Origin of the sequence: Nafulsella turpanensis ZLM-10 (assembly GCF_000346615.1) — a bacterium.
Taxonomy (GTDB): Bacteria; Bacteroidota; Bacteroidia; order Cytophagales; family Cyclobacteriaceae; genus Nafulsella; species Nafulsella turpanensis.
Map to the genome: position 1 here is coordinate 1 of NZ_ANNU01000075.1, position 26,433 is coordinate 26,433.

Consider the following 26,433-nt stretch of genomic DNA (forward strand, 5'->3'; position numbering starts at 1 on the left):
AGACTCTTCAAAACATAAAAAAAGTGGCCGGAATTTCTTCCGACCACTCATGCCCGGAAGGGGTGCCTTTTTTTACTTTTATGTATCTTTAATAAAAGCTGCAGGGAATGTTTTTCGGAGGAGATTTCTTTGCTAAGATAGCGGCAGGGAATCGTGTAAGAGGGAAGGTGCTCTATAAATATCAAAGATGAACGATATCAGGATACTAATAATTGAAGATGAGGCAAAGGTGGCAAATGCCATTCAGCAGGGACTGGAAGAAAATAACCTGCCGGCCGATGTGGCTTATGATGGGCTGATAGGAAAAAAGATGGCACTGAGTGGCAGGGACAACCTGATAATTCTCGACCTGAATCTTCCGCAACTGAATGGCTATGAGGTATGTAAAGAAATTCGCCAGCAGAATGCCCGCCTGCCAATTATTATGTTAACGGCTTTGGGAGCCATGGAAGATAAAATAGAAGCCTTCAATACCGGTGCCGATGATTACATTGTAAAGCCCTTCGACTTTAGAGAGTTACTGGCAAGGGTACAGGTTTTCCTGAAGCGCTCGGCTGCCAGTACTGCACCTGCTCCTAAAGTTCTGCGGGTGGCCGACCTGGAAATCGATGATGAAAGCAAAATTGTAAAAAGAAGCGGCCAGCAGATTGAACTGACGGCAAAAGAGTTTGCCCTACTGGTTTACCTAGTTCGTAATAAGGGAAGAGTAGTGTCAAGGGCCGATATTGCTGAAAAGATATGGGATATTACCTTCGATACAGGCACCAATGTTATTGATGTGTATGTCAACTTCCTTCGCAAGAAAATTGATAAGGCTTTTGAGCCCAAACTTATCCATACCCGCCCGGGCATGGGCTATATCTTAAAAGAATCCTGATTGTATGAGCATTCGTGCCCGCCTTACCTGGCAGTTTACCCTTATTGTTGCGTCTATATTATCGTTCTTTTTTTTGGCTGTCTATCTCTTTTATGCCGATTTCCGGAAAGAGGAGTTCTACTCAAGACTCAGTAAAAAAGCCTTAACCACTGCCCGCTTTTTGATTGATGTGCAGGAAATTGACCATGACCTCCTGAAAATTATCGATCGGAATTCGCTCAATGCCCTTCATAATGAAAAAATCTATATTTTCGACCGGACTAATCAGTTGGTATATAGCTCGGTAGATGAGCCGGCTACCGATATTCCGCTTTCGCTGCTTCTCAAAACAAGAGAAGAAGGGCGAGTGGAGTATACGCAGAAAATGAATGAAACCCTGGGCCTCTTTTATTATGAAGGAGGCCAGGAATATGTCATCATCGCCTCGGCTTTCGACGTGTATGGCCGCCGGAAATTGGTGAACCTGCGCTTTGTCCTCTTAATAGGCTTCTTTGTAAGTATAGGCGTTACCTTTGTGGCAGGCCGTTTGTTTGCCGGCAAGGCCCTGCGCCCTATCGCCAATATAAACAGGCAGGTGGCGGAAATCAATGCCGAAAGCCTTCATAAGCGAGTTGCCGAGGGAAACGGACAGGATGAGATAGCCCAGCTGGCCATAAACTTCAATAAAATGCTGGATCGGATAGCCTCTTCCTTTTACATCCAGAAAAATTTTGTAAACAATGCCTCCCATGAGTTGCGTACTCCTGTGGCGGCGATGATTAGTCAGCTTCAGGTGGGGCTGGCAAAGGAAAGAAGCAATGACGAGTACCGGAAACTACTGCTATCGGTACTGGAAGATGCCCAGAGCCTGGCAGAGTTATCGAATGGTTTGCTGGCACTTGCCCAGTCCGAAACCGATAAAATGGCAGTAAAGATGGCACCACTGCGCATCGATGAGGTTCTTTTTCAGGCCCAGCACGAGTTGCTTAAAAAGAAGGAAGGGTGCCATATAGACATCAGCTTTTCCGAAATTCCGGAGCATGAAGATTCTCTCACAGTATTCGGGCATGAAGGAATGTTGAAAACCCTCTTTCTTAACCTGCTGGATAACGCCTGTAAATTTTCGTTCGACCAGAAGGCAATGGCCACGATTGCTTTTGAGGGGGAGAAAGTAGTGGTAAGGGTATCGGATGAAGGAAGAGGGATTCCTGCAGAAGACCAGTCGCTCATTTTTACCCCTTTTTACCGTGCCGAAAATGTGCGGCAGCTTCCCGGCCATGGCCTCGGCCTTTCCATTTGTAAAAAGATTATAGAGCTCCATGGTGGCACTATTGACCTCCATTCCCTGGAAGGAAAAGGAAGTACTTTTAGTATAAAAATTCCCCAGGTAAAATAAGCATAGGAGCGAAGAGAGGCAGCTGGTACCCTTTACCTGTACTTCTTTGACTATCTGGCTCAGTTAATTTTTTCCGGGAAGGGAACAGCGGTGCTCTGCCCCTATCCTGAAGGGGGATGTGATGAGGTTTTGGTATTCCCTTTACAGCCGGCGAAACGCAAAAGCGCTTTGCCCGTTGAATAGGTGGAGAATAAAACTAACTATTATGCCATTTCAACAGCCACCGGAACTATATAATGAGGAGGGTAAAATACGAACTGTCGGCTTTGAGCTGGAGTTTGCCGATGTAGACATCGAAGAATCTGTCGGGATTATCCAGGAATTGTATGGCGGGCGTGTGGAGAAAGAGCACCGCTTTAAACAATCCGTTAAAGAAACCAGCCTGGGCGATTTTACGGTCATGATTGACCTCCGGCTTCTGCACGAAAAAGGCTATCAGAAGGTGCTTGAAAAGTTTAACATCAATCTGCAGGATATTCAGTGGGGAGAAAATAACCTGGAGTATGAGGTGGAAAGTACCATGGAGAACATTATCCGAACGGTAATTCCTTATGAAATAACCAGCCCGCCTGTTCCGGTTAATAAGCTTGAGGAGCTGGACAAGCTCCGGAAAAGCCTGCAGGAGCATCATGCCACCGGCACTAAATCGTTCCCTACCAATGCTTTTGCCATCCATATTAATCCCGAGATTCCTGCAAAAGATGTGGATACCATTTTGCGATACATGCGGGCATTCTTTCTCCTGTACCCATGGATTTTTAAGGAAAGTAAAATAGATATGGCACGAAGGGTATCGAGCTTTATCTCTCCTTTTCCCTCTAAATATTCCGAAATGGTCGTTAAACCCAGTTATAAACCCGGCATTGATACACTTATTGAAGACTATCACCTGTATAATCCCGACCGGAATCGGCCACTCGATATGTACCCGCTCTTTGCAGAGGTACGAAAAGAGAAAGTAAATTCCTACTCAGATATTGGTAAGGTAAATGCCCGCCCTACCTTCCATTACCGGCTTCCGAATAGCCTTATTAACCAGGAGGACTGGTCCCTGGCAGATGAGTGGAAAGGGTGGGTGCTGATTGAAAGGCTTGCCAGTGACTCCAAAAGGTTAGAAGAGATGAGTCGTGCATATATGGAGCTTAGCAGCAACACATTAATAGGATTTGAAAGTAAATGGACAAAAGAAACTGAAAAATGGCTTTCCTGACCAATAAACACTTTATTAACAGAACTGTACCAACCATTGGCGTTACGGGGCCTGATAAGGGCGGCGGTATGGCCTGGTTCTTCACCTCGCTGGCAGTACGGCTGGCAGGTGGGCGGCCGGTACGTATTACCCCTTCCCGCCCACGAACCGCCGATGGCCTTCAGGGCCTTATAATCGGGGGTGGGGCCGATGTGGATCCGGCCACTTACCAGAAGGACAATGTGGTAGAGGAATACCTCGACCAAACCATCCGAAAGCCGCATCGGAGTATTTTTCAAAAAGTAAGGCGTACTGCCCGCTGGCTGTATTATCCTGCTCTTTTTCTGGCGCGGAAGCTGTTTAGCCGGGGCTCTGGTTTCGGACTCGATCGGGAGCGGGACCACCTGGAGTTTCAGCTGATTGACCAGGCTATTAAAAAAGGCATTCCGCTCATGGGGATTTGCCGCGGCTCACAGCTCATCAATGTTTATTTTAAGGGTACGCTTTACCAGGATATCAACGCCTTTTACCTGGAAGAGCCGAATCCCTCCAGTGTATTTCCGGTAAAGAAGGTGCACATAAAGCGGGGTAGTAAACTGGCCGAGGTGCTGGGTATTCAACACCTGAAAGTAAATGCACTGCACAACCAGGCAGTAAAAGACACAGGAGAAAATATCCAAATTGTTGCAAGAGAAGCAAATGATGTGGTGCAGGGGATTGAACGGGAGGGGCACGATTTTGTGATAGGAGTGCAATGGCACCCCGAATATCTGCCCCAGCGAAAACACCAGCGGGCCATTTTTAAAGCTCTCGTGAAGTATGCCAGGGAAGTACAGCAGCAAATCGAATACAACGACCTTCGCGAAGCTCTCTCGAAGCCTGTGGCCCCTGAACTGGAAGAAATGGAGCAGGAAGAAACACAGACGCGCCAAAAGGTGCAAAGCCTCTGATGCCGTTTTTCGCTTATTTCTCTTTGGGCTGAGGTTTTGGCTGCAGGCGCTCTGCCTCCACAGGTAGGCCGTCGGGGTCAATAACCTGTACCTGCTGGCGTGGATAAACAGCTTTAATTTTTCCTGAGAATTCTGGCTTGCTTAGTTCCTCAATAATCCGGAGAGAGAGTTCACTTTTCCACTTTCGGCGTTCGCGGGCACCAACCAGGTAACGGATTATGATGTCCGTCCAGGATTCGCTGATATTAAGGAATACCTGGGGTTTATCGGCCACCTGGTAGTCGAGGCCGGCCTTCAGTAAGGTTTGGCGGTACTGGTGGGCAGGCTCCTTCATATAATCACCCAGAATTTCTGAGGCAATCTTTTCAAGGGCAGCCATGGCCTCCCTAAAATCCGATTCGTTGGCTACCGCAATGCTTAGTTCGTCCCACACATAAGGGAAATCACCGGTAAGGTTCACTATTGTGCCGGCCAGTACTTCGTTATTAGGGAAAGTAACCAGACGCCCGGTAGGCTGCTCGGCCTGCACAAAGCCCGGGCGATAAGGTGCGCCAATCTCCCATACAGTGGTGGTGAGAAAATCAATTTTATAAACATCGCCAAACACTTCGCCTACACTAATACGGTCGCCCACACGGTAATAGGAGCGGAAAGAGTTAAGTAGCCAGCCGGTAAAGCTTTCAATAGGTGTTTGCAGAGACCACGACAAAGCAAGGCCTATCAGGCCCAGAGAGCCTACCAGTGCCCGGATATCGCCTGCCACCACACTGATGGCAATACCAATCGCCAGTAGCCATATCGACAAGCCTACCAGGGTAATTACGGCACCAGCACTATGCCACCGACCAATGGTTTTGCGAAGGATAAAGCGCACCAGCTTTACCAGCATCCAGGTAAGAATAAGCGTGGCAATGGCTACCAGTATTTTAGGAAGGTTGGAATACAAACCATCCCAGAGTTTCTGCAACGTAAAGAGGGCTTCATTTCTGGCCGCTTTGCCTATATCCTCTCCCTCCAGTAGTTCATCTGAAACAAGAGTATCCTCCGCGACATCTGCAGGAGAAACCAAATCTTCGACGGCTACCTCTTCAATTATGGCAACAGAATCAGGTATTTCCTCTGTTAGTATTTCGGTGGCGGCAGTGTCGTCCACAACCTCCTGTGCGGGCTCTTCCTGCGAGTAGCCTGCTTCGCCCGGGGTTAGAAGCAGGAGCAGAAAGCCCGTTAAGGCCACAGCAAGGATGGAGGCCTGCTTAAATCGCTTAAGCTGATTTTGAGCGCCCTTTACTGCTCTGCCTCGCTGCCTGCCTCTTCCACGGCGTTGCCCGCCTTTTTTTAGCCTGTGGCTCTGCCGGTTGGGGCCTGTTCGTGGAAGGTGAGAGGACAGGCGGGGGCTATTAGTATTGTAAAGTCTGGAGGTGGAAGTGTTACTTCCGGGTCGCCTGCTGCCGGTAGGGCGTAAGCGTATATTTCGGTTATTTGTTGGCATAGGTCAGGTGTAAAACAGCTGGAAGCGCTACCGGTATAGAGCACTGCCTACTGTAAAAGCACCTTTGCAGGCCAAAAGTTTTAGAAAATAAAAGAGGGTGTGGGGAATTAAATCACAGCCACTCCTGCTTATTTCGGGTTAATTCTGAGGTTACATTGCCGGTATGCAAGGTAGAAGCCGGCTCAAAAAGCATAACCTGAACTTCCTCTTCTGCTATCGGCCGGTGTTCGACTCCTCTGGGAATTACGATAAACTCTCCTTCTTTTATCTCTACCACCTTGTCGCGCAGCTCCATTTTTAGTGTGCCTTTAATGATCAGGAACATTTCGTCTTCCTGTTCGTGGCTGTGCCAGATAAATTCACCTTTCAGCTTTGCAAGTTTAACCTGTTGCCCGTTCAGCTCTCCAACGATGCGCGGGTGCCAGTGGTCAGAGAAGCGGCCAAATTTTTCGCTGATATTTACTTTGTCGATATTCATTATAATTGCTTTTATTAATTCTCATCTCCTTCATGCACTCTTTTTCACTTTGGCCATAGCAGGAGGAAACCCAAAACAAGGCCTACAGCTAAAAGACACCATTTAAGAAAAGGGTGATGCCTGGTGAAAGTGCCGCTGAACAGAAAGCATATAAAAGCCAGGACGGTGAGTAGTTGAACTTTACTTTCCGGCTTTTTCATACTTCACTTTACTTTAAGCTTCAGGACCGTGCACGGCTTTTACTTCTTTTTTTTCTCTTTCAGGGTTTAGTTGTGGCTGGCCTGTTTCGCAAAACTCCTTGAGCATACCCAGGTGGCGGGCCCAGTGGTAGTTGCAGGTGGCATAAAGTTCGTCTTCGGCCGCATAACCGGTATGCTTAAAATCCAGGCAGGTAAAACTACCTTTGGTACTGAGGGTAAAGGTAAGTAGCGTACCGCTCCATTCATCATTTTTATTCACACACCGCCAGCTTACAAAACTATCTGGCTCAAGTGCGGTCACTTCCATTTTATTGTAAATCCCTTCACCGGCTTTAAAGGTATTGATAAAGCCAACCTCCGGCTTAACCTCGCAATCGGCTATCCACCAGCCGGCAATTCCCTTCTGAGTAGTAACCGCTTCGTATACGGTAGCCTTGTCGGCTTCGATTAATACCTGATGATAAATATTAGCCATGTAATTAAAGAATGCTAATGGTAGTTGAAGAGGGAAGATAGTTGTTTACGTTCGGAATAAGGCCGGCTTATTTTTGTCCTTTAACTATACTGTAAATATACACAATGGCCAGCAACGGGCAGAAGATTAAGCCACCGATTACAAAGCCATTCCAGAAGGAGGAAAGGGAAAGTTCGAAAAATGCATATAAGCAGCCGGCAAACAGCAGTAGGCAGAAAATGATAACTGCAATTTTCATAAGCGTTAATCAATAGCGAAAAAGTTATGCGCTGGTTATTTTCCTTTGGGTTAATGTGTACCGGTGAAGATAGAGGCTTCTGAGAGTATATTCAAATTTACAGGGAGTAAACTAAGCTGCCGGTATTTACATTTTTCATTGTTTTTGTACGCAGATAAATAAAGAAGGAATTCCCGGGACTCCCGCGGTCCTATTGTTTTTAAAATAAAACAGCCACTCCTGCTTTGCAGGAGTGGCTGTTAAAGTTAGATGAAAGCCAGCTTTTAGTGACGGCAGGTGCAATGCTGGCCGGCAATACCTTCGAAGCGGGTATCTGTTCCCTCGTGCCATTGGTAGGAAGACGCATACTTATCGTTCTCCCAGAAGAATTTACCAGGCTTACGGTTGTAGTTTCCGGTCTCCTGCATGGTCTCGGCATCGTACAGACGACCGTTCACCATGGTATAGCGTACGAACTCTGAGTTACGGATATCTTCCAGCGGATTTTGATCCAGCACAATCAGGTCGGCCAGCTTACCTTTTTCGAGCGAGCCAATTTCGCTGCCCATGCCAATGTACTCTGCACCATTAAGCGTGGCAGCTCTCAGTGCTTCATGATTGGTCATGCCACCCTGCTGCAGCATCCAGAGCTCCCAGTGAGCACCGAGGCCCTGCAACTGTCCGTGAGCGCCGAGGTTTACCTTTACGCCGGCATCGCTCAGGGCTTTACAGGTGCGGGAGGTAGCAATATAACCATTCTGGTACTCCTCTTCCGGTACCTTGGTTACAAAGCGGGAACGGCCATCGATAATGGAGCGGGGGGTAAAGCGCAGCAGGCGCTCTTTTTCCCACACATTGGTATGCTGGTACCAGTAGTACTCCCCATTTACTGCCCCATAGTTTACGATAAGCGTTGGCGTATAACCAGATTCAGAAGCGCCCCAGAGTTTAAGTACATCCTTATAAACCGGTGCAATAGGAATGTTGTGCTCCACACCCGTATGACCATCGAGTATCATACTCATGTTATGGAAGAAGGTAGAGCCCCCTTCCGGGTACACGCTCATATCGAGTTCCTGTGCGGCCTGAATAACCTGCTGGCGCTGATTGCGGCGGGGCTGGTTGTAGCTCTTGACAGAGAAACCACCTACTGCCTTGAGGCGGCGCAGGTGCGAACGGGCATCGTCGATGCTATTGATAACTGCTTTAAAGTTGCCATCGGCTCCGTAAAGAATGGTTCCGGTAGAATAAATCCTTGGGCCTACCATGGCGCCTGACTTTACCGCCTCTGACTGGCTGAATACCATTTCGGTGGTAGAAGACGGGTCGTGGGTAGTGGTAACGCCATATGCCAGGTTGGCATAGTACGACCATTGCTTTTTAGGACTCATGCCCAGGCGGAAGGTGCCCAGGTGCGCGTGCACATCGACGATTCCCGGCATAATGGTTTTGCCGCTGGCATCTATCACCTTCGCATCGGCCGGCACTTTTACATCTTTGCCTACAGCTACAATGCGATTACCTTCGACCACGATGGTACCTCCTTCAATCACTTCATCGCCCTTCATGCTAATGATGCGTGCATTGGTAAAGGCAATTGTACCTTCAGGTATATCCGTTTTAAGTATCAGACCTATTTTAGTGCCGGTGGTATCGATGGCCGGAAGCGAGTCGGGTGCGCCGGGCACAAAAGCAAAGCGGTCTTTTAAGTCATTGGAGAAATACTCATCGCCGAGTACCCAGTTAATTTTTTTACTGTCGCCAGACCAGTGAATGCTGGTGCCGGCATCGCGGGTAAAGCGGGCTACGGGTACGGCATTGCTCTGGGCGCTTAATTCCAGCCCGTCGGCATTAGTCGTAAAAGGAGCGATATAGCCGTTGAACAGCTCTACAAAGGCAATCCACTTATTGTCGGGGCTTGGGTAGAACTGGTCGGTATATTTGGAAGTATAGTGTGTTTGCTCATCGCGCCCCAGCAGGTCTACACTTCTAAAGGCATAGCTATCACCCAGGCTTCCGGTAAAGAAAATACGGTCGGAAGTGGCATTAAAACGGGGTGAGGAACCATTCTCCTGCACAAAAACAGCCTTTCCGCCATTGGCTGGCAAATAGTAAATGCCAGCATTTTTGGCATGTGCATAACCCATATGGTAGTTGCCACCATCTTTGGTATATACGATGTATTGGCCGTTGGGCGAGAACTTAGGTTCGGTATAAAAGCCTTTTTCAGTAGTCAGCTTTTCTGTCTTATTCCGGCGCAGGTCGTATTTAATGAGGGCACCCAGCTTTTCATCATCCCAGGTGGAGTACACGAGGTAACGGCTATCAGGGGAGAAGGAAGGGTAGAATTCAAAATCCTGGCCTTTGGTAAGACGCTCCGGGGTACCGTTTGGCAGCTCTTTTTTATAGAGATAACCGGCGGCATTAAAAACGAGGAGCTTACCGTCCGGTGAAGTAATGGCGTGCCGGATGGCTTTTGCCGCAAACTCTTTGGGCGATATACCTGCCTTGCTGTGGTCGTGGCGCACCGCATTGGTAATATGGTGAGTGGCAGTGGCTTCGAAAGGAATATTGCTTACTTCCTGTGTGGCTACATTTACCTTATTAATTTTTCCGCCCGCCCACACTACAATATGCTTATCATCTGGTGTCCAGGCGAAGTTAGGGTATACACCAAAAATAGCCCATGCTTCCTGCTGGTCGTGGTTTAGTCCATCATAAACAGGCCACTGTTCACCGGTTTTCAGGTCGTGGATAAAGAGTACCGATTCGGTGCGCACCCGGCGCACAAAGGCTAAGTAGCGGCCGTCGCGCGAAAGCACGGGGCGAACGGCACCGCCATTGCCGCTGATAATATTTTCGATTTCTCCGGTACGGCGGTCCACCCGGCGAATCATATAAATCTGTCCGTTAGGATCTTTATTGTACTGAAAGGTAGAGCCGCCGCTCATATCTTCGGAGAAGTATACATACTTTCCGTCGGGCGAGGCTACCGGTTCACCAGCATCCTGCTGCTCGTTTTTGCGCTTGGTCAACTGCACTCCGGAGCCACCGCTGCGGTGGTACATCCACATTTCGCCGGCGCCCAGCGAGCGGGTATCGGTAAAGTGCTTACGGGCAATCAGGTATTCGCCATCGGGTGTCCATACGGCATTGTTCAGCAGGCGGAAGTCTTCGTCCGTTACCTGAGTGGCCTCAGAACCGTCGCGCTTCATGGTCCAGATATTGTCTGCGCCACCTTTATCTGATGTATAGGATATTAATTCGCCATTGGGGCTGAAGCGGGGCTGCACCTCGTATGCGCGGCCGCCCCGAAGAAGGGTTGCTTTTCCGCCAGTAACAGGCATGATGTAGATATCGCCCAGCAGGTCAAACACAATCTGCTTCCCATCGGGGCTTACATCCACGCTCATCCAGGTGCCTTCGTTGGTGGTAATGGTAATTTCTTTTTGGGGGCCATGTGGGGCGTCAACTTTCCAATTGGCCGCTTCTTTTTTGTCCTGGGCCCAGGCTTTACTTAAGGGCAGAGCCAGCGCTACTGCCAGTAGCATACTCAGGCAACTACGTTTGTTCATATGGTGGTAGGATATTAGGTAGAATTGTATACTTCTCAAATCTACTGAATTATCTTTAAAATTTAAAGCGTTGAAAATCAGCTGCTTACTATTTTAAGGGCATTGAAGTTACCACCTATGCCATTAAAGCCTGTTTGATTCCGTTTATTTCTTTAACTTTTTCTATTTTATTACCTGCCTGTGGGGGTTTAGCACCTATTCAGTAGTATTAAAGTTCCACTTATTAAATTCCACCGGTAGACTGTGGTAAACCTCTGCCGGTGCGGGAATGTCCTCTTCTGGTAGAGGAAAAGAGAGCAGAAATACCGGAGTGGAGCAAGTATGTTATTTAAGTTGACACTGATTGAAAAGGATGGAACAGTTTAATACAGTCTGGCTGATAGATGATGAGGAGATGGCAAACTTTGTTACGGAAAGTACCATCAAAATGAAACAGTTTGCCCGGGAGGTTTAAAAATTCACGACGATAGAAAGTGCGCTGTACCTGCTGGATAAAGCAGCAAAAAAAGAAGCAGTTGCTTTTCCGGAGGTTATTTTCCTCGACCTTAATATGCCTGGTTTAGATGGCTGGGATTTTCTGGATTCTTTTACTGAGCTTCCGGAAGAGCTGAAAAAGAGTTGCAGCCTGTATATCCTTTCTTCCTCTATTGACCGGGAAGACCAGATCCGTACGGAGCGGCATAAGGATGCCAGCGGATTTATTACTAAGCCCTTATCAGAGAAAGAGTTGGAGGCGGTTAGAGAACAATCAATGAACGAGAAAAAATAAGTTCTTCGCGCGACAGGAGCAGCGTATTCGTGTCATTTCCTTTTTATTTTTCAGCTGTCGGCGAAAGGGCTGTTTTACCTCTTAAGGAAAGAGCTTAAACATTCCATTTTTCAGGTGGTTAAATTGGTAGCCTTAACATTTTTACCTATACCATGAAACCTTATTTTTCTGTACTTCTGTTAATAATTTTTACCCTCTCCGCCTCCTGTGTAAGAAATCCGGTAACCGGCAAAAGGGATTTTATGCTGCTTTCCAAAAAGCAGGAAATTGCCATGGGGGCACAGTCCGATCCTGAAATAGTAAGCTTTTTCGGCTTGTATGATGATGAGGAACTGCAACGCTTTATTGATGTGAAGGGAGAGCAAATGGCTGCAATCTCGCACCGGCCCGAGCTTGACTATGACTTTAAAATTTTAGACTCCCCGGTTGTAAATGCCTTTGCCGTACCGGGTGGTTATGTCTATTTTACCAGGGGTATACTCGCTCACTTTAATAATGAGGCAGAGTTTGCCGGGGTGCTTGGCCATGAGATTGGCCATATTGCGGCACGACACTCTGCAAAGCAGTATAGTAAAGCTATGCTGGCGCAGGTGGGGCTGGTAGCCGGAATGGTTATTTCTCCTGAATTTGCCCAGTTTGCCGATGTGGCGAACCAGGGAGTTAGCCTGCTGTTTCTGAAGTTTGGCCGCGATGCGGAAGAGCAGTCCGATAAGCTGGGCGTGGAGTGCTCTACTAAAATAGGCTATGATGCTGAAGAAATGGCGGAGTTCTTTTTAACCCTGAACAGAATGCGCACGGAAAGTGATGTAGAAGCAGTGCCCACCTTTCTCTCTACCCACCCCGACCCGGCGAATCGCTACGAGGCTGTGCAGAAATTAGCAGCCATTTGGCAGGAAAAGCTGAATGTAACAGACCTGGAGGAGAACCGAAACCAGTACCTGCGCATGATCGATGGAATGGTCTATGGGGAAGATCCGAAGCAGGGGTTTGTCGAGGAAAATGTTTTTTACCACCCTGTGTTGAAGTTTAAGTTTCCGATCCCCAGCGATTTTACTTTCCAGAATACGCCTCAGCAGGTGCAGATGGCCCACACCAGCGGAAAGGCTATTGCCATGTTTACCCTGGCCCAGGGAGAATCTTTAGAGGCAGCTGCACAGGCGGCGCTGCAAAACTACCAGTTGCAGCCACTGGAATCGCGGCAGCTTACTGTGAGTGGACTCCCTGCTGTGGCCGTGGTGGCAGAGCGTCAGCAGGAGGGCCAGCAACCATTGCAGGTGCTGCTCTACCTGATTTCCTACGAAGGCAACATTTACCAGTTTATGGGCATAAGCTCTGCTAATGAGTTTAACAGCTTTGCCCGCTATTTTACGGATATCTTTAACAACTTTGCCCCCCTCACCGATCCTGATAAGCTGAACCGGCAGCCCGAAAGAATCAGGATAAAAACAGTGCAGCGAGCGGGTACACTGGCGGAAGCGCTGCGCCGCCATGGCGTGCCGGAAGAAAGAATGGAAGAGCTTGCCCTGCTGAATGGAATGGAGCTGACAGACCCTGTAGAGGCCGGTTTGCTTTTTAAAGTAATAGAACGGTAAGACTGAAGAACAATAGAATTGGAGCCCTTCTGTTAGTGTATGGCAGGAGGGCTTTTTTGTGGAGTATTGCCTGTTTAGGCGGAAGGAGCGAACGCAAAAAAGCCTGCCGGTGTTCAGGAAAAACAACGGCTCCTAAACTCCGGATTTTGCCGATACTGGCTCACAGCAAGGGAAACAGTATACCCGCACGCATCCGGCATTGATACCATGAAAAAGCTTTTACATTGTTGGTGGGTTTTAAAGGGCAGGAGGTGCTCTTTCGCTGCTTTTTTCTTTGCGGCACTACTCCTCCTGCCTGGGTTGATAAGCAGCAAAGGATTTGCGGCAGGGATACCTGATCCGATTAAGCTGGTGCCAACCCGCCTTTCAGTCGAGCCGAAAACATTTTTTATCGCAAGCGTGGTAGATGAGCGCCCCGATAAGCAGGCGGTGGCATGGTTATTTTCCGGAGCGGAGGAAGTAGCACTAAAGGCGACCGACTTAGCCGGAGGTGGGGGCAAGGCCCTGCAGGACTTCATGCTTCAGAGTCTGCCGCGGCATAAAAACCTACGGCCTGTAAGGGTGCGAATTCTGGAATGTCGTATAGAGGAACAGCCAGGAGAAAAAGAAGAGCTGGCAGAGGGGCATATAAAAGTAAAACTTGCCTTTGAGCAGGAGCGCGATGGAGAAACTATACCGCTTACCACCTATGAGGGCGGCTTACGATACATCCGCTCTGTAGAGCATTTTGCTCCCTTGGGGCCGGCTCTGCAACAAAGCCTGTCTGCCGCGTTGGAATATTTTAACGGCTGGATGGAGCGGGAAAAATTGAATAACATAAAGCTGGCGAAAAGAGTGGAAGTATCTTTTGTCGATTATCCTTTGAAGGAAGAAGGAGATACTGTTTTTTACAGCCCGGACCGGCCACTGGTGTGGGAGGATTTTAAAGGTAAGATTCGCGGCGGTCGCTATGCAGCTGCTGTATTTCCCGGCATTGCTTATGGAGGAGGCAGTAGAGTGGAAGACGGAATCGTGCACCTTGAGCTGACGGCAAGGGCTTATGTCATTAAAAACTCCTCATGGGTAAAAGACCATGCCCGCGATGCCTATGGCCTTAATCATGAGCAACGGCATTTCGATATTGTGCAGCTGGCGGTAGAATTCTTTAAGCAACAGGTGCTGGCAAAGAAGCTAACGGTAGAAGATTATGACGGAGAAATTCGCTACCTCTACCTGGAGGCTTATCAGGAAATGAACCGGCTGCAGGAGGCCTACGATGGGGAAACCGGCCACGGAACCAATAAAGCAGCTCAGCAGCGCTGGGATGCGTATATTGATAAGGAACTACGGAGATTAGGGGTGAAAGAGTGAGATGAGAGAGGATTAAAATACAAAAAGCCCCTGCAGGATTTACCTACAGGGGCTTTTGTTGTTTGTGGAGTCGGCGGGATTCGAACCCGCGTCCAGATAAGGAAATTGATGCGCCTTCTACATGCTTAGTTTCACTTGGCTTGTCGGGATGGCTTAAGGTGTGAAACAAACCCAACGCCATCCGTAGGTGCGATTGTTTTCGCTACCGCATCACACCCCTGCGGTAACTAGTCCTGCGTGTCGATGTCTCGGTGCCAGCCCGGCAGGACGAGGGGCCAGCGAGACACTATGCAACTAAATTATCTAAAATTAGGCTGCAAGGGCGTAGTTTTCTTCGCCAATTATTGTTTTGAACGACTTTTTTACGGGATTCCGCTCACGTCCCGGCATGCTTACACATAATTTGCACTTCCTGTCAATACCAGTCGACCCCGGTATGAAATGCTATTATTACTACAAATATAGCCCCTGTTTAGTTCAAAACATAAGGAAATCTTAAATTGTGCCGGGAGACCAGCGCCTTTTTATTCACTGCTGCGAAAGCAATTAAGCTCTTTATCTTTTGCTTTTCTTTCTTCATTCCAGAGTTTTGCAGCTGATATCCAAGAACCTTTCTATGAGAACCGCTTTACTTCTCCTCTTTTTGCTGGCTGCCGTGCCGGGTATAGGACAAATCCTAAATATTGAGCAAAACCGCAAGGCGACCGATACCACCCACTACTGGACCGGAGAGCTTAACTTTAACCTGCTCATCCATAATAACAGCGCCACCACCGAGGATCCTGTCCGCTACATCGGCATTGGTACCGGAGCAGATGTGGCTTATACCAGTGTTCTTCATCGTTACCTGCTCATCAACCAGCTGAACTATAGCGCCATTACCGGCAATGCTTTTATCAGTACAGGTTACAGCCATTTCAGAGCAAACCTCCTCTGGCGGCAGCCGCTCAGCTATGAGTTGTTTGCGCAGGCCCAGTACGATATAGGCCGTGGCCTGGATAGCCGCTATTTGAGTGGCGGTGGTATTCGTTACACCTTTGTAAGGGAAAAGAAAGTGCTGGCGGCATTGGGTGTCGGGGCTATGTTTGAGCGGGAGCGCTGGCAAATTCCTGCCACAGAGCTTAGTCCTCTGCCCGGTGAGCAGGAGATAGGTACAGTTACTACCCATTTCATAAAAAGCTCTAACTACCTCTCGCTCCGGTGGCAGATAAACAAAATGGTAAACCTCAATACCATTGTATACTTCCAGACGGGCTACGACCAGGATATTGATGCCTTCAGGAATCGCTTTAGCGGCAATGCCGACCTGAATGTGAAGCTGGGCACCCACCTGACTTTCTTTACCAATTTCACCGGTGCTTATGATAGCCGCCCCGTGGTGCCTATTGTTAACTTTGTGTACAGCCTTAATAATGGATTGAAAGTGGCCTTATAATTGTTGAAAAAGTGTGGGAAAAAACGCTTGCTTTTCCTCTCATTTACAGCGAAGAATGTTTAACTTGCATCAATGGAAAACTTTGTAGTATCGGCACGGAAGTACAGGCCATCCACTTTTAATTCAGTAGTTGGTCAGTCGCATATTACCACTACGCTCAAAAATGCGATCAAAAATCAGCACCTGGCGCAGGCTTTCCTGTTCTGCGGTCCGCGCGGTGTTGGTAAAACCACCTGTGCCCGTATTCTGGCAAAAACCATTAACTGCCAGAACCTGCAGGCCGAAGGCGGCCCTACTGATATTGAGCCTTGTAATGAGTGCGAGAGCTGCAAAAGCTTTAACACCAGCAGCAGCTTTAACATCCATGAGCTCGATGCGGCCTCTAATAACTCCGTCGATGATATTCGTAATCTGGTAGAGCAGGTGCGCTATGCGCCACAGTCGGGCAAGTATAAGATTTACATCATCGATGAGGTGCACATGCTTTCCAATGCGGCCTTTAATGCTTTCCTGAAAACCCTGGAAGAGCCGCCAAAGTATGCCATCTTTATTCTGGCGACTACAGAAAAGCATAAGATTATTCCTACCATTCTGAGCCGCTGCCAGATATTTGATTTTAACCGTATCCAGGTACAGGATATTGCGCAGCACCTTTCAGTGATTGCCGGTAAGGAAGAAATAACAGCCGAAGAGGAGGCCCTTCACCTGATTGCCCAAAAGGCCGATGGTGCGTTACGCGATGCCCTCTCAATTTTCGACCTGATTGTTACTTTTAGCAGCGGGAATAAAATTACTTATCAGGATACCATCGATAACCTGCACATTCTCGATTACGACTACTATTTTAAAATTACCGATGCCCTGCTGGCTAATAATATGGGGCAGGTGCTGTTGTTGTTCGATGAGATTCTTCGCCAGGGATTCGACGGGCACAATTTTATTGTAGGGCTTTGCGAGCATTTTCGTAACCTGCTGGTGTGTAAAGACGAAGCGACTACCCAGCTGCTGCAGGTGTCGGAGAAGGTAAAAGCAAAATATGCCGAGCAGGCCCGCCAGTCATCGGCCTCTTTCCTGCTTTCGGGCCTGAATGTAGCCTCGGCCTGCGACATCCACTATAAAAGCAGCAAAAACCAGCGCCTGCATGTAGAGCTGGCGCTTATGAAGCTGTCTCACCTGAATGCATTGGTAAGCACCCGCCAACTGGCAGAAGGAGCCATGCAGGAAGAGGGCTTAAAAAAAAAAGCAGTAGCCTAAGCGAACCTGCGACCTCTCCTAATCCGGGGCCAATCGAGCAGGCAGCCAGAGCCATTCCTGTTCAAAAAACACCTCCCCCGACAGCAGAAACGGCTGCCACTCCATCTCCCTCTGTTCCAAAGCCAAAGCTATCGGGAAGTAACAGTCTTAAAAGTACTGTAAAAATTCCGAGCAGCCTGAAGGGTGCAAGTGAGATGGCTAAAAAGGTTGTTCCACAGCAGGGGGAAAAAAAGGAAGAAGGAGAAATTCTATCACCTGCCATTCAGGGCCCGGACCAGGAGTATACTCCGGAAGAACTTTTAGGGGCATGGAAAGAGTATGCTGAACAGCTAAAGGCAGCAGGCCGGCAGGGTGAATATGTGATTTTAAAAGAAACTCCGGACCTTGCTGAAAACCATGCCGTTCTGGTGAGGGTAACCAATAGCGTGCAGCAGGATTTTTTCGAGAAGGCCCGTGCAGGAGCCCAGGTTTTTCTGCGGCAAAAGCTAAGAAACAGCCAGATTAGCCTTTCCTGTAAAATGGTAAAAGAGGAGGAAGGGAAGCGGCTGTACACCGCGCAGGAAAAGTTCGGTTATCTGCTGCAGAAATACCCCCAACTGCAGGAGTTAAAAAACAGGCTCGGTCTGGAGGCTGATTTTTAATTCTTCATCTTATAAAACCTGTTTCGGTAAGAATCAGTTAAGCAGTTAAATTTCTAACTTTTTGTAATTCATTCCTGGTAATGTCAAATCAGGAGTCATTTTTTGAATCGTAAAATATATAAAATAAATGATCGGTTTCATTAAGCAGTGAATCGATATCCTGAAAGAACTGAATTTAAGCAAAACCCTTGAGCTATCAAGACGCTCTCCTTGTAATAGGCCACTGCCAATCAGAGTTTATAAAAAAGTTCATGTCAAAATAGGTAAGAATACTGTTATTGAAGGAGAAGAGCGACTTGATATAGGTCAAAAGCCCAAAACTTACTGCTATTTCGACTCACTTTTTACCTTGTGCGATCAGGCAAAGCTTATCATAAATGGTCATTTTCATTTCTTTACCGGATGCCGGGTTATTGTAAACAAAGGTGCCTGTTTGGAAGTGGGGAGCGGCTTTATAAATGTGAACTGCCATATTGTTTGCTTTGAGAAAATAAAGATTGGTAATAATGTGGCTATTGCTGATAGCGTAAGGATCAGAGACTCCGACAACCACCAGATACTCTCTTCAGGTCATATAAAAACACAGCCAGTTGAAATTGGTGATAATGTATGGATTGGCATAGGGGTAACGATTTTGAAAGGGGTTACAATTGGAGAAGGTGCCGTTATTGCAGCTGGCTCTGTTGTCGCTTCCGACATTCCGCCTCGCTGCCTTGCCGCAGGTACACCTGCCAGAGTTATCAAAACGGATATTGAATGGGAGTTATGATAACTTCTGCCTTCGCTTCTTAATTTAATTTCCGGCGCCATCTCCTGTGGTGGAGGGGGAATCCTGGAAAGTAATTGAGAACCCTCTAAATATTTTTTCGGGAGGTAATCATGAAATAGTAAATTGAGCAGGCTCCCTTTCTCAATTGGAAGATTTAACCGTTTTAATGCAGGCAATCGGCTGCTGCGGGAAAATGAAATTTGTTTACTGACAGCATTCCTGCCTGTTTATGCCTCCTGCTTTCCCTGCCGGAGCTTTTTCTCCAGCAAGGATTAGCATTTTACATAAGGTGGAGGAAGATGAAGCATCCGTTACTTTGCAATAACAAAGTAGTGTTTCCTGTTTTTTTCGGAATTCTTCCCGGATGCTTCATCATCAGGATGGGAGATTATTTCTTTTGCTCTTTGCAGAACTGCTTCTAAGTAAGAGCTGTTTTTCCTGCTTTTTATAAAGTTAGCAGAAAGCCAACATTAATCGCATTTCTCCATTGGGTTTTCTGGATAACATCGTGGTCGTAGATTAGCTGTGCCGCGATGGTAGACTGGATAAACTCGTTTACCTTCAGAGAAAGAAGCCCTTCCCAATTAACATCGGTATGAGCAAAATCTCCATAATTTGAAAAGAGATTAAGGCTGGTGCGGAAATTAATATTGTTGTAAACTTCTTTCTCATACTGGGTTCGTAAAGCCGCGCCAAATTCACTGCGTACACTTCCTCCCGGTTCAATACCAAAGGCACCCACATTGGAGAGGCTGTCGTTCAGTACAAAGGTAAGTTTACTGGTAAGAGGTGATAGGGTGAGGGAGAAGGTCTTACCCTCTTTATAGGTTGCGCCTATAGACGATACCAGAAAGCCGGGAGCCAGAAAATCAGATATTACATTCCGGTCTACTTCTCCATTGGTTTCGATGTACTCATAGCCTGTATTCAACTGCGTAAGGAAGTCTGTCAGGGCGGTTATATAAATGTGGTTATCGATCCGGTAATTGTACTTACTTACCACATTAAACAGGTCATCTGTTTTTCTAAATTCATCCTGCTCATCATCGCCCTGGCGCATAAGGCCGTACGCGACATCAAGCCTGTTTTCCCAGAGAGATTTTCCTTTTGTGTACGTGGCTCCGAGTGTAATAATTGTTCCGGCGGCTACAGAGCTCTGGCCACCACCTGCCCAGTTATTGAGGCTTACCTGCGAAAAGTTAACAGCCACACTGCCATCATAAACCCATATGGAGTCTTCCGGGATTGGGGTGTTACCTGCAGGACTTTGCTGGGCCAGCAGATGTTGACTGTAAAGAAAGATGGGTAGTAAAAAAAAGATTCTGAAAAAGAGATAAAAGTGCTTCATGATGGTTTAGGTGTAAATAAAAATAGCTTTTACCGAAATAAAAGCTATTGAAGGGCAAAAATGTTATAGTAAATTTTTTAGCTCGCCAGGTCGTGGAGTTTAATGTCCTCAAGGGCATTCTCTGTCAGGGGTTTAGTGATAAATTTTATCACGTGGTCGTTATTGACGATTTTGTCAATATCACGCTTATTGTCGGAAGATGACAGGATAATTACCTTGCACTTGTCTTTGATGGTTTCGGAGAATTTCTCGAATTCATAGAGGAACACAAATCCGTCTACAATAGGCATATTAATATCCAGGAAAATAAGGCTTGGTAGCCGCTCAGGATTGTCTTTATGCTGCTCCAGGTACTCCAGCGCACTTTTTCCTGAATTCTTAATTTCTACTTCCTTGGCAAATTTTGTTATTTCTATAATTCTTTTGCTGATAAAATTGTCTGTATCATTATCATCAACAAGCATTACCAGGTCTATACTGTTAGCTGCCATCTTTATATCAATATTTCCGTTTCAGAATCAGTGAAAATTAAAACACATGCCCATAGCTCTGGCATTATGCCTGTAAAGTTAAGAATTTAGCCTGTAGTTTGCGGTTGAAAAACAAGGACTATATTACTTCTCCTTTACATGACTGTTTTCTTTCTCCATCTGCTCCCATTTTTGTCCTGTTCTTTTCTTGTTTAGCTATTCCTGTTGCTTGCCAACTATTAGTTGTTCTCCTTCGCGGATATCGAAATTCTCCTTATTGTTCCATTCCATAATATCCTTGATGGTTACATTATACATGCGGGCTACGCGGTACATCGACTCCCCGGCCTCCACCGTATGGTAGTGGAAGCCTGCCTTCTGCGGGGCTGTTTCGGCTTCACCCTCCATCTCAACCAATGATTCTTTCTTCTCTGAAGGAGCATTTCCTGACGCTTGGGGAGCTATAATACGAAGCTGCTGTCCAATACTCAGCACCGGTCGGGCAGGTAAATGATTCCACTCAACGAGCTGCTGTACGCTTACCTGGTACTGCCTGCTCAGGGAATAGAGGGTTTCTCCGGCCTGCACGACATGGACAGAGTCTTGCTGCTGTGGAATGCTTTTCTCATCCTCAATAAAGCGAACAGGTTCATCTACTACAAAGCCCTCTACTTCTGCTTCCGCTTCCTCATCAGGGTAAAGAGCCTTATCCTTCTCTTTTTCTTTACTTTCCGAAGGAAACTTACGTAGGGGTTCCTGTCGTACTAATGAATCTTCCTCCGCAGCTACTAAGGGTTCGGTAGTTTTGCTGGCGGGCACGGGTGCCATTTGTTGTTTATGAACCGGAGTATCTGCCTTTACCTCAATCGGCGCAGCCTTAACTGGTGTAGCAATAGTTTCCGTTTCTTTTGTTACAGGTGCTGGAAGAGTTTTCTCCTTCACTTTCTTATCAGCTGTTTCAGTCTGTGGCTTATTATTGTGAAGGCTATTAGTATCGGAGTTTTGCTGTCCCTCAGTTTCAGCCGCTTTTCTGGGAGCAATTAGACCCTCATTGTTGCGGGTGCTGGCATACAGTCGCTCCTTTTGAGGCTCCGGCTGTCGATGCTCTACCTCTACATAAGGAGGGCGTATAAAACGGAGCCAGAGCACACGACCTGCTTTTAGCTTTTCATTGCCGGTGAGACGGTTCTTTTCTTTCAGCTTCTCGAGCCGGATGCCATATTGCTGGGCCACCTGCCACAGGGTTTCATCTGCTTTCAGCACGTGCTCATACACTCGTGCTCTCCGCCGTTTTTTCTCCAGGTAATAAAACTGACCCTCCTTCACCTGCTCGCCGGGTAGCAAATCATTATACCTGCGGAAGCGGGATTCAGATAAGCCCCCCACTTCGGCCAGTGCCAGGACATTATCGCCGGGGCGGGCAACCACTCCTTCAAGATCGTTAAACTCCACCACAACCAGCTTGTCTTTGCTGCCGGCTGGTAACTGCCCGGGCTTCTGCTGATGGCGGCCAAAGGCCTTATTATCGGGCTGCGGTTCCTTTTCTTTTTCCTGCTGCTCTTCTGTGAGGGCCAGTAAGTCTTCGCTTTCATTTACATGCAGTGGCACGATAACAGTATATTCCTTATCGTCGGGAATGTGGGAGGCTTTAATCCATTTGTTATACGCTATCAGCTCCTCTTCTTCCATGTCAAATTCACGGGCAATATGTTTAAGGCTCTTATTCGCCCCGTTTTTATACTGATAGAGTATGGTATTGCGGGTTTGCTTTCCTGTTACCGGCTCAAAAGCGATAAGGTGGGCAAGAAACTTTTTTATGTACCAGTGAGTGTCGTCATCGATTTTCATTTCGCGGGCGCCGTAGTGCCGCTTATTAACGGAACGACTGGTGCCGCCCTGTCCTACCATATAAGACTGTAGTGAGTATACCCAGTTGTCAAACTCTGCATTGCTTCGTAGAAGATATTTGGCAGCCCCTTCGGTGGAAGAAATAATATTCATCCGCTCATCGACCTGGTGGTCGACACGCAGGCCCAGTTCTTCGGCCGATGCTTCCTTAAACTGCCAGAAGCCTACGGCATTCGAGCTGGAAACGGCATCTGGTACCAGGCCGCTCTCCTGTATCACGAGGTACTTAAACTCCTGTGGTACGCCGTATTTGGTGAAAATTGGTTCAATGAGGGGCATATACAGATCTACCTGTTCCAGCCGCAGGTTAAAGAATTTCTCGCTGCGGTACAGGGCATCCACGCTGGATTGGATATCGCGGCGGGCTTTATCTGTGAGTTTTAGCTCCATACCGGCAAAGTCGATGGTTTCCCCGACCTGCGGAACCTGGGCAGAGAGCTGAATGCTGCAGAGCAGGAGAAGGACCGGCAGGAGTACCCGCAGGGGCAAAAAGAACTTCAGGCGCATCATCTTTTATTTTTATACTTTTCGTAAAACCATTAATCCGTCACGCACCGGGAACAGCACATTTTCCACCCGTTCATCTTCATGCACCATCCGGTTAAAACCGCGCAAAGCTTCGGTATCTTTATCTGTTTTTTCGCCGATCACTTTCCCGCTCCAGAGCACATTATCTGCAATAATAAAGCCACCGGGCCTTAGCTGGTCAATTACCTGCTGGTAATAGCGGGCGTAGTTTATTTTATCGGCATCTATAAAAACAAGATCCCACTGCTGGGTCAGCCCGGGAATAATGTCCAGTGCATTGCCAATGTGGTAATGGATGTTGCCGGAATAGGCCGACTCGGCAAAGAAGCCGCGCACTTTATCTTCCAGCTCTTCATTTATGTCGATGGTATGCAATACGCCATCGGGCTGCAGACCTTCGGCCATACACAGGGCAGAGTAGCCGGTGTAGGTGCCAATTTCGAGTATGGCCGCCGGACGAATCATATGCGAAAAAGTCGCTAATATTCTCCCTTGTAAATGGCCCGACAGCATGCGTGGCATCAGTACATGTGCATGGGTATCGCGGTTTATTTTCTGGAGCAGAGCATTTTCCGGGGCAGAATGCTGCTCTACATAATCCATCAGGTCTTTATCCAAAAACTCCATGAGGGCTTTAATTATTATAATGGCCAGGTATAATACTGCGCCGAACTTAGTCAGCGCTTTGATGATGCTGGTCGTCTCCTAAAATTAGGAAAAGGCACTAATTTTTTCAGTATAAACCAGAATATTTTCCGCTAATTCTATTTGAGTTACAGTGCTTTAGCGTGGGGCGCTTTTAAGGCTCGGGCTCAAAGGTTAAAATGCTAAAGCTTTCCTGTTCAAACATTTCCCGGGCTATTTCCTGCAGCTCTGGAGCCGAAATGGCACGGATAGTGTCGAAAATACTTTCCAGGCTTTCGATTTTATCCAGGTCGAGAATGCTCTTTCCCATCATCAGCATAAGGCTTGCGTTGTTTTCTTCGGCCATGGCCAACTGCCCGATGAGCTGCTCTTTTGCGAAGTGGAGTTGCATGCTGCCAAGTGGCTTATCTTTTAGCAGCTGCAATTCTTTATAAACCAGCTTAATGCTTTTTTGTAGCTGTTTGGGCTCGGTAGCAAAAGAAATGCTGAAGAGACCGGTTTCAAGGTAAGGAGTATAGCTGGCATCCACGGCATACACCAGACCTTTTTTCTCGCGCAGGGCAAGGTTCAGGCGGCTGGTCATGGCCGGCCCTCCCAAAATATTGCTGAGCATAATAAAGGGCAGGCGCTTCTCGTCGGACAGCGCATAAGAGGTACGGCCCATAATGCAGTGCGACTGGGTAAGGCTCTTGTGTTCGGTGTGCTGGCTGGGGTTATAGCCGGTAAAAAGCGGGCGCTTCCGCTCAGAGGTGTAGCAGGGGAGCTCCCTCAGGTGCTTCTCCGCAAGGCGCTTTACCTTCTGCAGGCTTACATTGCCTACGCAGGAGAATATCAGGCGACTGGAATCTAAATTTTCGTGCACAAAACGAACAAAGTCTTCGCGATTAAAGGAGCGGACACTTTCGGTGGTGCCCAATATATTGTAGCCCAGGGGATGGCCGGCAAAAACCTGCCCGTCAAAGTCGTCCTGCAGGGCATCTTCGGGCGAATCCTGGTACATGGCCATTTCTTCCAGTATTACGCCCCGCTCTTTTTCGATTTGCTTTTCGGGGAACACCGATTGAAAAGTAATATCGGTTAAAAGCTCCAGGGCATTTTCCAGATGTTTATCCAGTACCGAGGCATAAAAGCATACCTTTTCTTTAGTAGTATAGGCATTAAGCTCTCCGCCCACGGAGTCGAGCCGGTTGAGGATATGAAACGCTTTTCGCTTTTGGGTACCTTTAAAAGCCATGTGCTCCCAGAAGTGGGCAATACCTTGCTGGTGGGGCTGCTCATCGCGGCTGCCAATGTCAAGTATAAAACCACAGTGGACGATTTTGGTATTGTTTACCTGCTTGTGTACAATGCGGATGCCGTTCGGGAGGGTATATAAGTTGTAGTCTGCTGCCATATATAAGGCTGCAAATTTACGTAAAATGCAGAAACTAAACAGCTTTATAAAAAAAGAAGCTTTTATTTTAGCCGCGCAACTTAAACATTTGGCAGGCTATTTAATTAACTTAACTGAAAACAAAGGGGGCGAAACAGGCGCTCTTTTTCAGGAGGTCAGGAAAGGCTCCTGGTAACTTTATCTTTTAATTTTTTCTATTTTTGGCAACCGCAGCACAAATTACAGAAAGCACCGGGCTGTCGGCCGGCAGGCCCTTACCAAATGCATTTATGAGAATAGGTTTTGATGCAAAAAGAGTATTTGCCAATTTCACGGGTTTAGGCAATTATGGCCGTTTTGTGGTGAGGGCATTAAGCACTTACTATCCGCAGAATGAATACTGGATGTATACGCCAAAAGAAAGCCAACACCCTGAAACGGAGGCTCTTATCAGCCGCGATAATGTAAAGGTGGCTATGCCGCCGGCTGCGCTCAAAGCCATTAAACTTGGGGCTTACTGGCGCAGTGTGTCGCTGGGCAAAGTCGCTGCCAGAAATAATAACCAGCTGCTGCATGGCCTGAGCAATGAACTTCCTTTCGGTAAAACTAAGGGGCTCAAGCAAATTGTTACCATCCACGACCTGCTGTTTGTGCGGTATCCGCAGCTGTATAAGCTCATCGATATCGCTATTTATAAGCAGAAGTTCCGCTGGGCCTGCGAGCAGGCCGATCGGGTAATTGCCGTGAGCCAGCAGACCGCCCGCGATCTGGTGGAATTTCTGGAAGTACCCAATGAAAAAATTGATGTGGTGTACCAGGGCTGCCACGAAAGCTTCCGGCAAGAGTACGACTCTTATGTGCTCGACCGGGTGAGTACCAAGTACAAACTACCGGCCGATTTTATGCTGAATGTCGGCACCATTGAGCCTCGTAAAAATGCCCTGCTCATTGTAAAGGCCATGGCGGCCCTTAAAAAGGAAACGGTCGTTCCGCCGCTGGTTATTGTGGGCAAGGCCACTTCCTATAAAGAAGAGATTGTAAAATATGCTAAAGAGCACCAGTTGCTCGACCAGATTCAGTTTTTGCACGATGTTTCGTTCGAAGACCTGCCAAAGGTGTATCAGCTGAGCAAGCTTTTCATATATCCATCTGTATTTGAGGGTTTTGGCATTCCTATCCTGGAAGCACTTTGTTCAAGAGTGCCGGTAATTAGTAGCAAAGGCTCCTGCTTTTCGGAGGCCGGTGGGCCCAACTCTATTTACGTGAACCCGACCAATGCCGATGAGCTGGCAGAAGCCATTCTACGGATTTTTAATAATCCTACCATGGCTACTAAAATGATAATCGATGGGGTGGTCCATTCTATGAACTTTGAGGAGGAGCAAATTGCCCATGACCTGATGGCGGTTTACGAAAAAACGCTTCAGCAATAGCCTATTCTGTTCCCTCTTCTTTAGCTTTAGCCAAAAACCATGTCTCGTCCTAGAATAGCGATACAGGTTTTTACAATAATAAATAATTAAATAT

Annotated in this window: 21 protein-coding genes, 1 other RNA gene and 1 pseudogene; 12 read left to right on the forward strand and 11 right to left on the reverse strand. The window is 47.4% G+C overall.

Translation table 11 applies throughout. From position 1 onward, the window contains the following. The first annotated feature begins 187 nt into the window (after window positions 1-187). The 4 genes from F752_RS0121820 to F752_RS0121835 all read left to right on the forward strand — a co-directional run bounded on the left by F752_RS0121820 (window position 188) and on the right by F752_RS0121835 (window position 4,391). Entirely contained in the window at window positions 188-877 is a 690-nt protein-coding gene (locus F752_RS0121820) for a response regulator transcription factor (RefSeq protein ID WP_017733875.1), read from the forward strand. 4 nt (window positions 878-881) lie between these two features. Further along, window positions 882-2,252 carry a sensor histidine kinase gene (locus tag F752_RS0121825; RefSeq protein WP_017733876.1) on the forward strand — a complete coding sequence of 457 codons (1,371 nt, stop codon included), beginning with the start codon at window positions 882-884 and terminating at the stop codon, window positions 2,250-2,252. A 205-nt stretch (window positions 2,253-2,457) separates the two neighbouring features. Further along, window positions 2,458-3,462, forward strand: a complete 1,005-nt coding sequence (locus F752_RS0121830) for an amidoligase family protein (protein ID WP_017733877.1) — start codon at window positions 2,458-2,460, stop codon at window positions 3,460-3,462. Further along, window positions 3,450-4,391, forward strand: coding sequence for a gamma-glutamyl-gamma-aminobutyrate hydrolase family protein (locus F752_RS0121835; protein WP_017733878.1), 942 nt, complete (start codon window positions 3,450-3,452; stop codon window positions 4,389-4,391). Before F752_RS0121830 ends, F752_RS0121835 begins: the two co-directional genes overlap by 13 nt. A 13-nt stretch (window positions 4,392-4,404) precedes the next feature. Here the strand turns inward: F752_RS0121835 and F752_RS0121840 are convergent, their stop codons facing one another. From F752_RS0121840 to F752_RS0121865, 4 genes are all read right to left on the reverse strand, one after another. Beyond that, the gene (locus tag F752_RS0121840) at window positions 4,405-5,880 is read right to left on the reverse strand and encodes a mechanosensitive ion channel family protein (RefSeq protein ID WP_017733879.1); all 1,476 of its coding nucleotides are present in this window, start codon (window positions 5,878-5,880) and stop codon (window positions 4,405-4,407) included. A 112-nt stretch (window positions 5,881-5,992) separates the two neighbouring features. After that, a complete protein-coding gene (locus tag F752_RS0121845; protein ID WP_017733880.1) occupies window positions 5,993-6,358 on the reverse strand; it encodes a cupin domain-containing protein in 366 nt (121 codons plus the stop codon). Window positions 6,359-6,571: 213 nt separating this feature from the next. Further along, complete coding sequence (locus tag F752_RS0121855; protein ID WP_017733881.1) at window positions 6,572-7,033, reverse strand: SRPBCC family protein; 462 nt, start codon at window positions 7,031-7,033, stop codon at window positions 6,572-6,574. A 501-nt stretch (window positions 7,034-7,534) separates the two neighbouring features. Then, a complete protein-coding gene (locus F752_RS0121865) occupies window positions 7,535-10,801 on the reverse strand; it encodes an amidohydrolase family protein (protein ID WP_017733883.1) in 3,267 nt (1,088 codons plus the stop codon). Window positions 10,802-11,312: 511 nt separating this feature from the next. Between F752_RS0121865 and F752_RS24860 the strand changes: the two genes are divergently transcribed. The 3 genes from F752_RS24860 (at window position 11,313) to F752_RS24865 (ending at window position 14,536) form a co-directional block, all read left to right on the forward strand. Then, window positions 11,313-11,594 carry a response regulator gene (locus F752_RS24860; protein WP_262491836.1) on the forward strand — a complete coding sequence of 94 codons (282 nt, stop codon included), beginning with the start codon at window positions 11,313-11,315 and terminating at the stop codon, window positions 11,592-11,594. A gap of 152 nt (window positions 11,595-11,746) precedes the next feature. Then, window positions 11,747-13,186, forward strand: coding sequence for a M48 family metalloprotease (locus tag F752_RS0121880; protein ID WP_017733886.1), 1,440 nt, complete (start codon window positions 11,747-11,749; stop codon window positions 13,184-13,186). Between the two features lie 300 nt (window positions 13,187-13,486). Beyond that, complete coding sequence (locus F752_RS24865) at window positions 13,487-14,536, forward strand: hypothetical protein (protein ID WP_236614054.1); 1,050 nt, start codon at window positions 13,487-13,489, stop codon at window positions 14,534-14,536. A 62-nt stretch (window positions 14,537-14,598) separates the two neighbouring features. Here the strand turns inward: F752_RS24865 and ssrA are convergent. Then, window positions 14,599-14,969: a transfer-messenger RNA gene (ssrA, locus tag F752_RS25925) on the reverse strand. A 183-nt stretch (window positions 14,970-15,152) separates the two neighbouring features. On the opposite strand from ssrA, the gene F752_RS0121895 reads away from it, so the two are divergent. From F752_RS0121895 to F752_RS0121910, 3 genes are all read left to right on the forward strand, one after another. Beyond that, window positions 15,153-15,971 carry a DUF481 domain-containing protein gene (locus F752_RS0121895; RefSeq protein ID WP_017733889.1) on the forward strand — a complete coding sequence of 273 codons (819 nt, stop codon included), beginning with the start codon at window positions 15,153-15,155 and terminating at the stop codon, window positions 15,969-15,971. Window positions 15,972-16,043: 72 nt separating this feature from the next. Continuing rightward, window positions 16,044-17,225, forward strand: coding sequence for a DNA polymerase III subunit gamma/tau (locus F752_RS0121900; RefSeq protein ID WP_017733890.1), 1,182 nt, complete (start codon window positions 16,044-16,046; stop codon window positions 17,223-17,225). A gap of 194 nt (window positions 17,226-17,419) precedes the next feature. Further along, window positions 17,420-17,866, forward strand: a complete 447-nt coding sequence (locus F752_RS0121910) for a hypothetical protein (RefSeq protein ID WP_017733891.1) — start codon at window positions 17,420-17,422, stop codon at window positions 17,864-17,866. A gap of 337 nt (window positions 17,867-18,203) precedes the next feature. On the opposite strand, the gene F752_RS26870 is transcribed toward F752_RS0121910, so the two are convergent. Beyond that, window positions 18,204-18,338: a hypothetical protein gene (locus F752_RS26870; protein WP_262491835.1), complete on the reverse strand. Its 135-nt coding sequence runs from the start codon at window positions 18,336-18,338 to the stop codon at window positions 18,204-18,206. Between the two features lie 117 nt (window positions 18,339-18,455). Here F752_RS26870 and F752_RS27070 point away from each other — a divergent pair. Next, window positions 18,456-18,555 (forward strand): annotated as a pseudogene (locus F752_RS27070) (DapH/DapD/GlmU-related protein); the annotation flags it as partial. A 525-nt stretch (window positions 18,556-19,080) separates the two neighbouring features. On the opposite strand, the gene F752_RS0121925 reads toward F752_RS27070, so the two are convergent. The 5 genes from F752_RS0121925 to F752_RS0121945 form a co-directional block, all read right to left on the reverse strand. Beyond that, window positions 19,081-19,983 (reverse strand): DUF3078 domain-containing protein, encoded by a 903-nt coding sequence (locus F752_RS0121925; protein WP_017733894.1) that lies wholly within the window; start codon window positions 19,981-19,983, stop codon window positions 19,081-19,083. Window positions 19,984-20,060: 77 nt separating this feature from the next. Then, window positions 20,061-20,474 (reverse strand): response regulator, encoded by a 414-nt coding sequence (locus tag F752_RS0121930; protein WP_017733895.1) that lies wholly within the window; start codon window positions 20,472-20,474, stop codon window positions 20,061-20,063. A 195-nt stretch (window positions 20,475-20,669) separates the two neighbouring features. Beyond that, window positions 20,670-22,871 (reverse strand): LysM peptidoglycan-binding domain-containing protein, encoded by a 2,202-nt coding sequence (locus F752_RS0121935; protein ID WP_081604630.1) that lies wholly within the window; start codon window positions 22,869-22,871, stop codon window positions 20,670-20,672. A 9-nt stretch (window positions 22,872-22,880) separates the two neighbouring features. Next, the gene (locus F752_RS0121940; RefSeq protein ID WP_017733897.1) at window positions 22,881-23,516 is read right to left on the reverse strand and encodes an O-methyltransferase; all 636 of its coding nucleotides are present in this window, start codon (window positions 23,514-23,516) and stop codon (window positions 22,881-22,883) included. A gap of 172 nt (window positions 23,517-23,688) precedes the next feature. Further along, a complete protein-coding gene (locus F752_RS0121945) occupies window positions 23,689-24,927 on the reverse strand; it encodes a M16 family metallopeptidase (protein WP_017733898.1) in 1,239 nt (412 codons plus the stop codon). A 269-nt stretch (window positions 24,928-25,196) separates the two neighbouring features. Between F752_RS0121945 and F752_RS0121955 the strand changes: the two genes are divergently transcribed. Continuing rightward, window positions 25,197-26,339, forward strand: a complete 1,143-nt coding sequence (locus F752_RS0121955; RefSeq protein WP_026135920.1) for a glycosyltransferase family 4 protein — start codon at window positions 25,197-25,199, stop codon at window positions 26,337-26,339. Window positions 26,340-26,433: the final 94 nt, after the last annotated feature.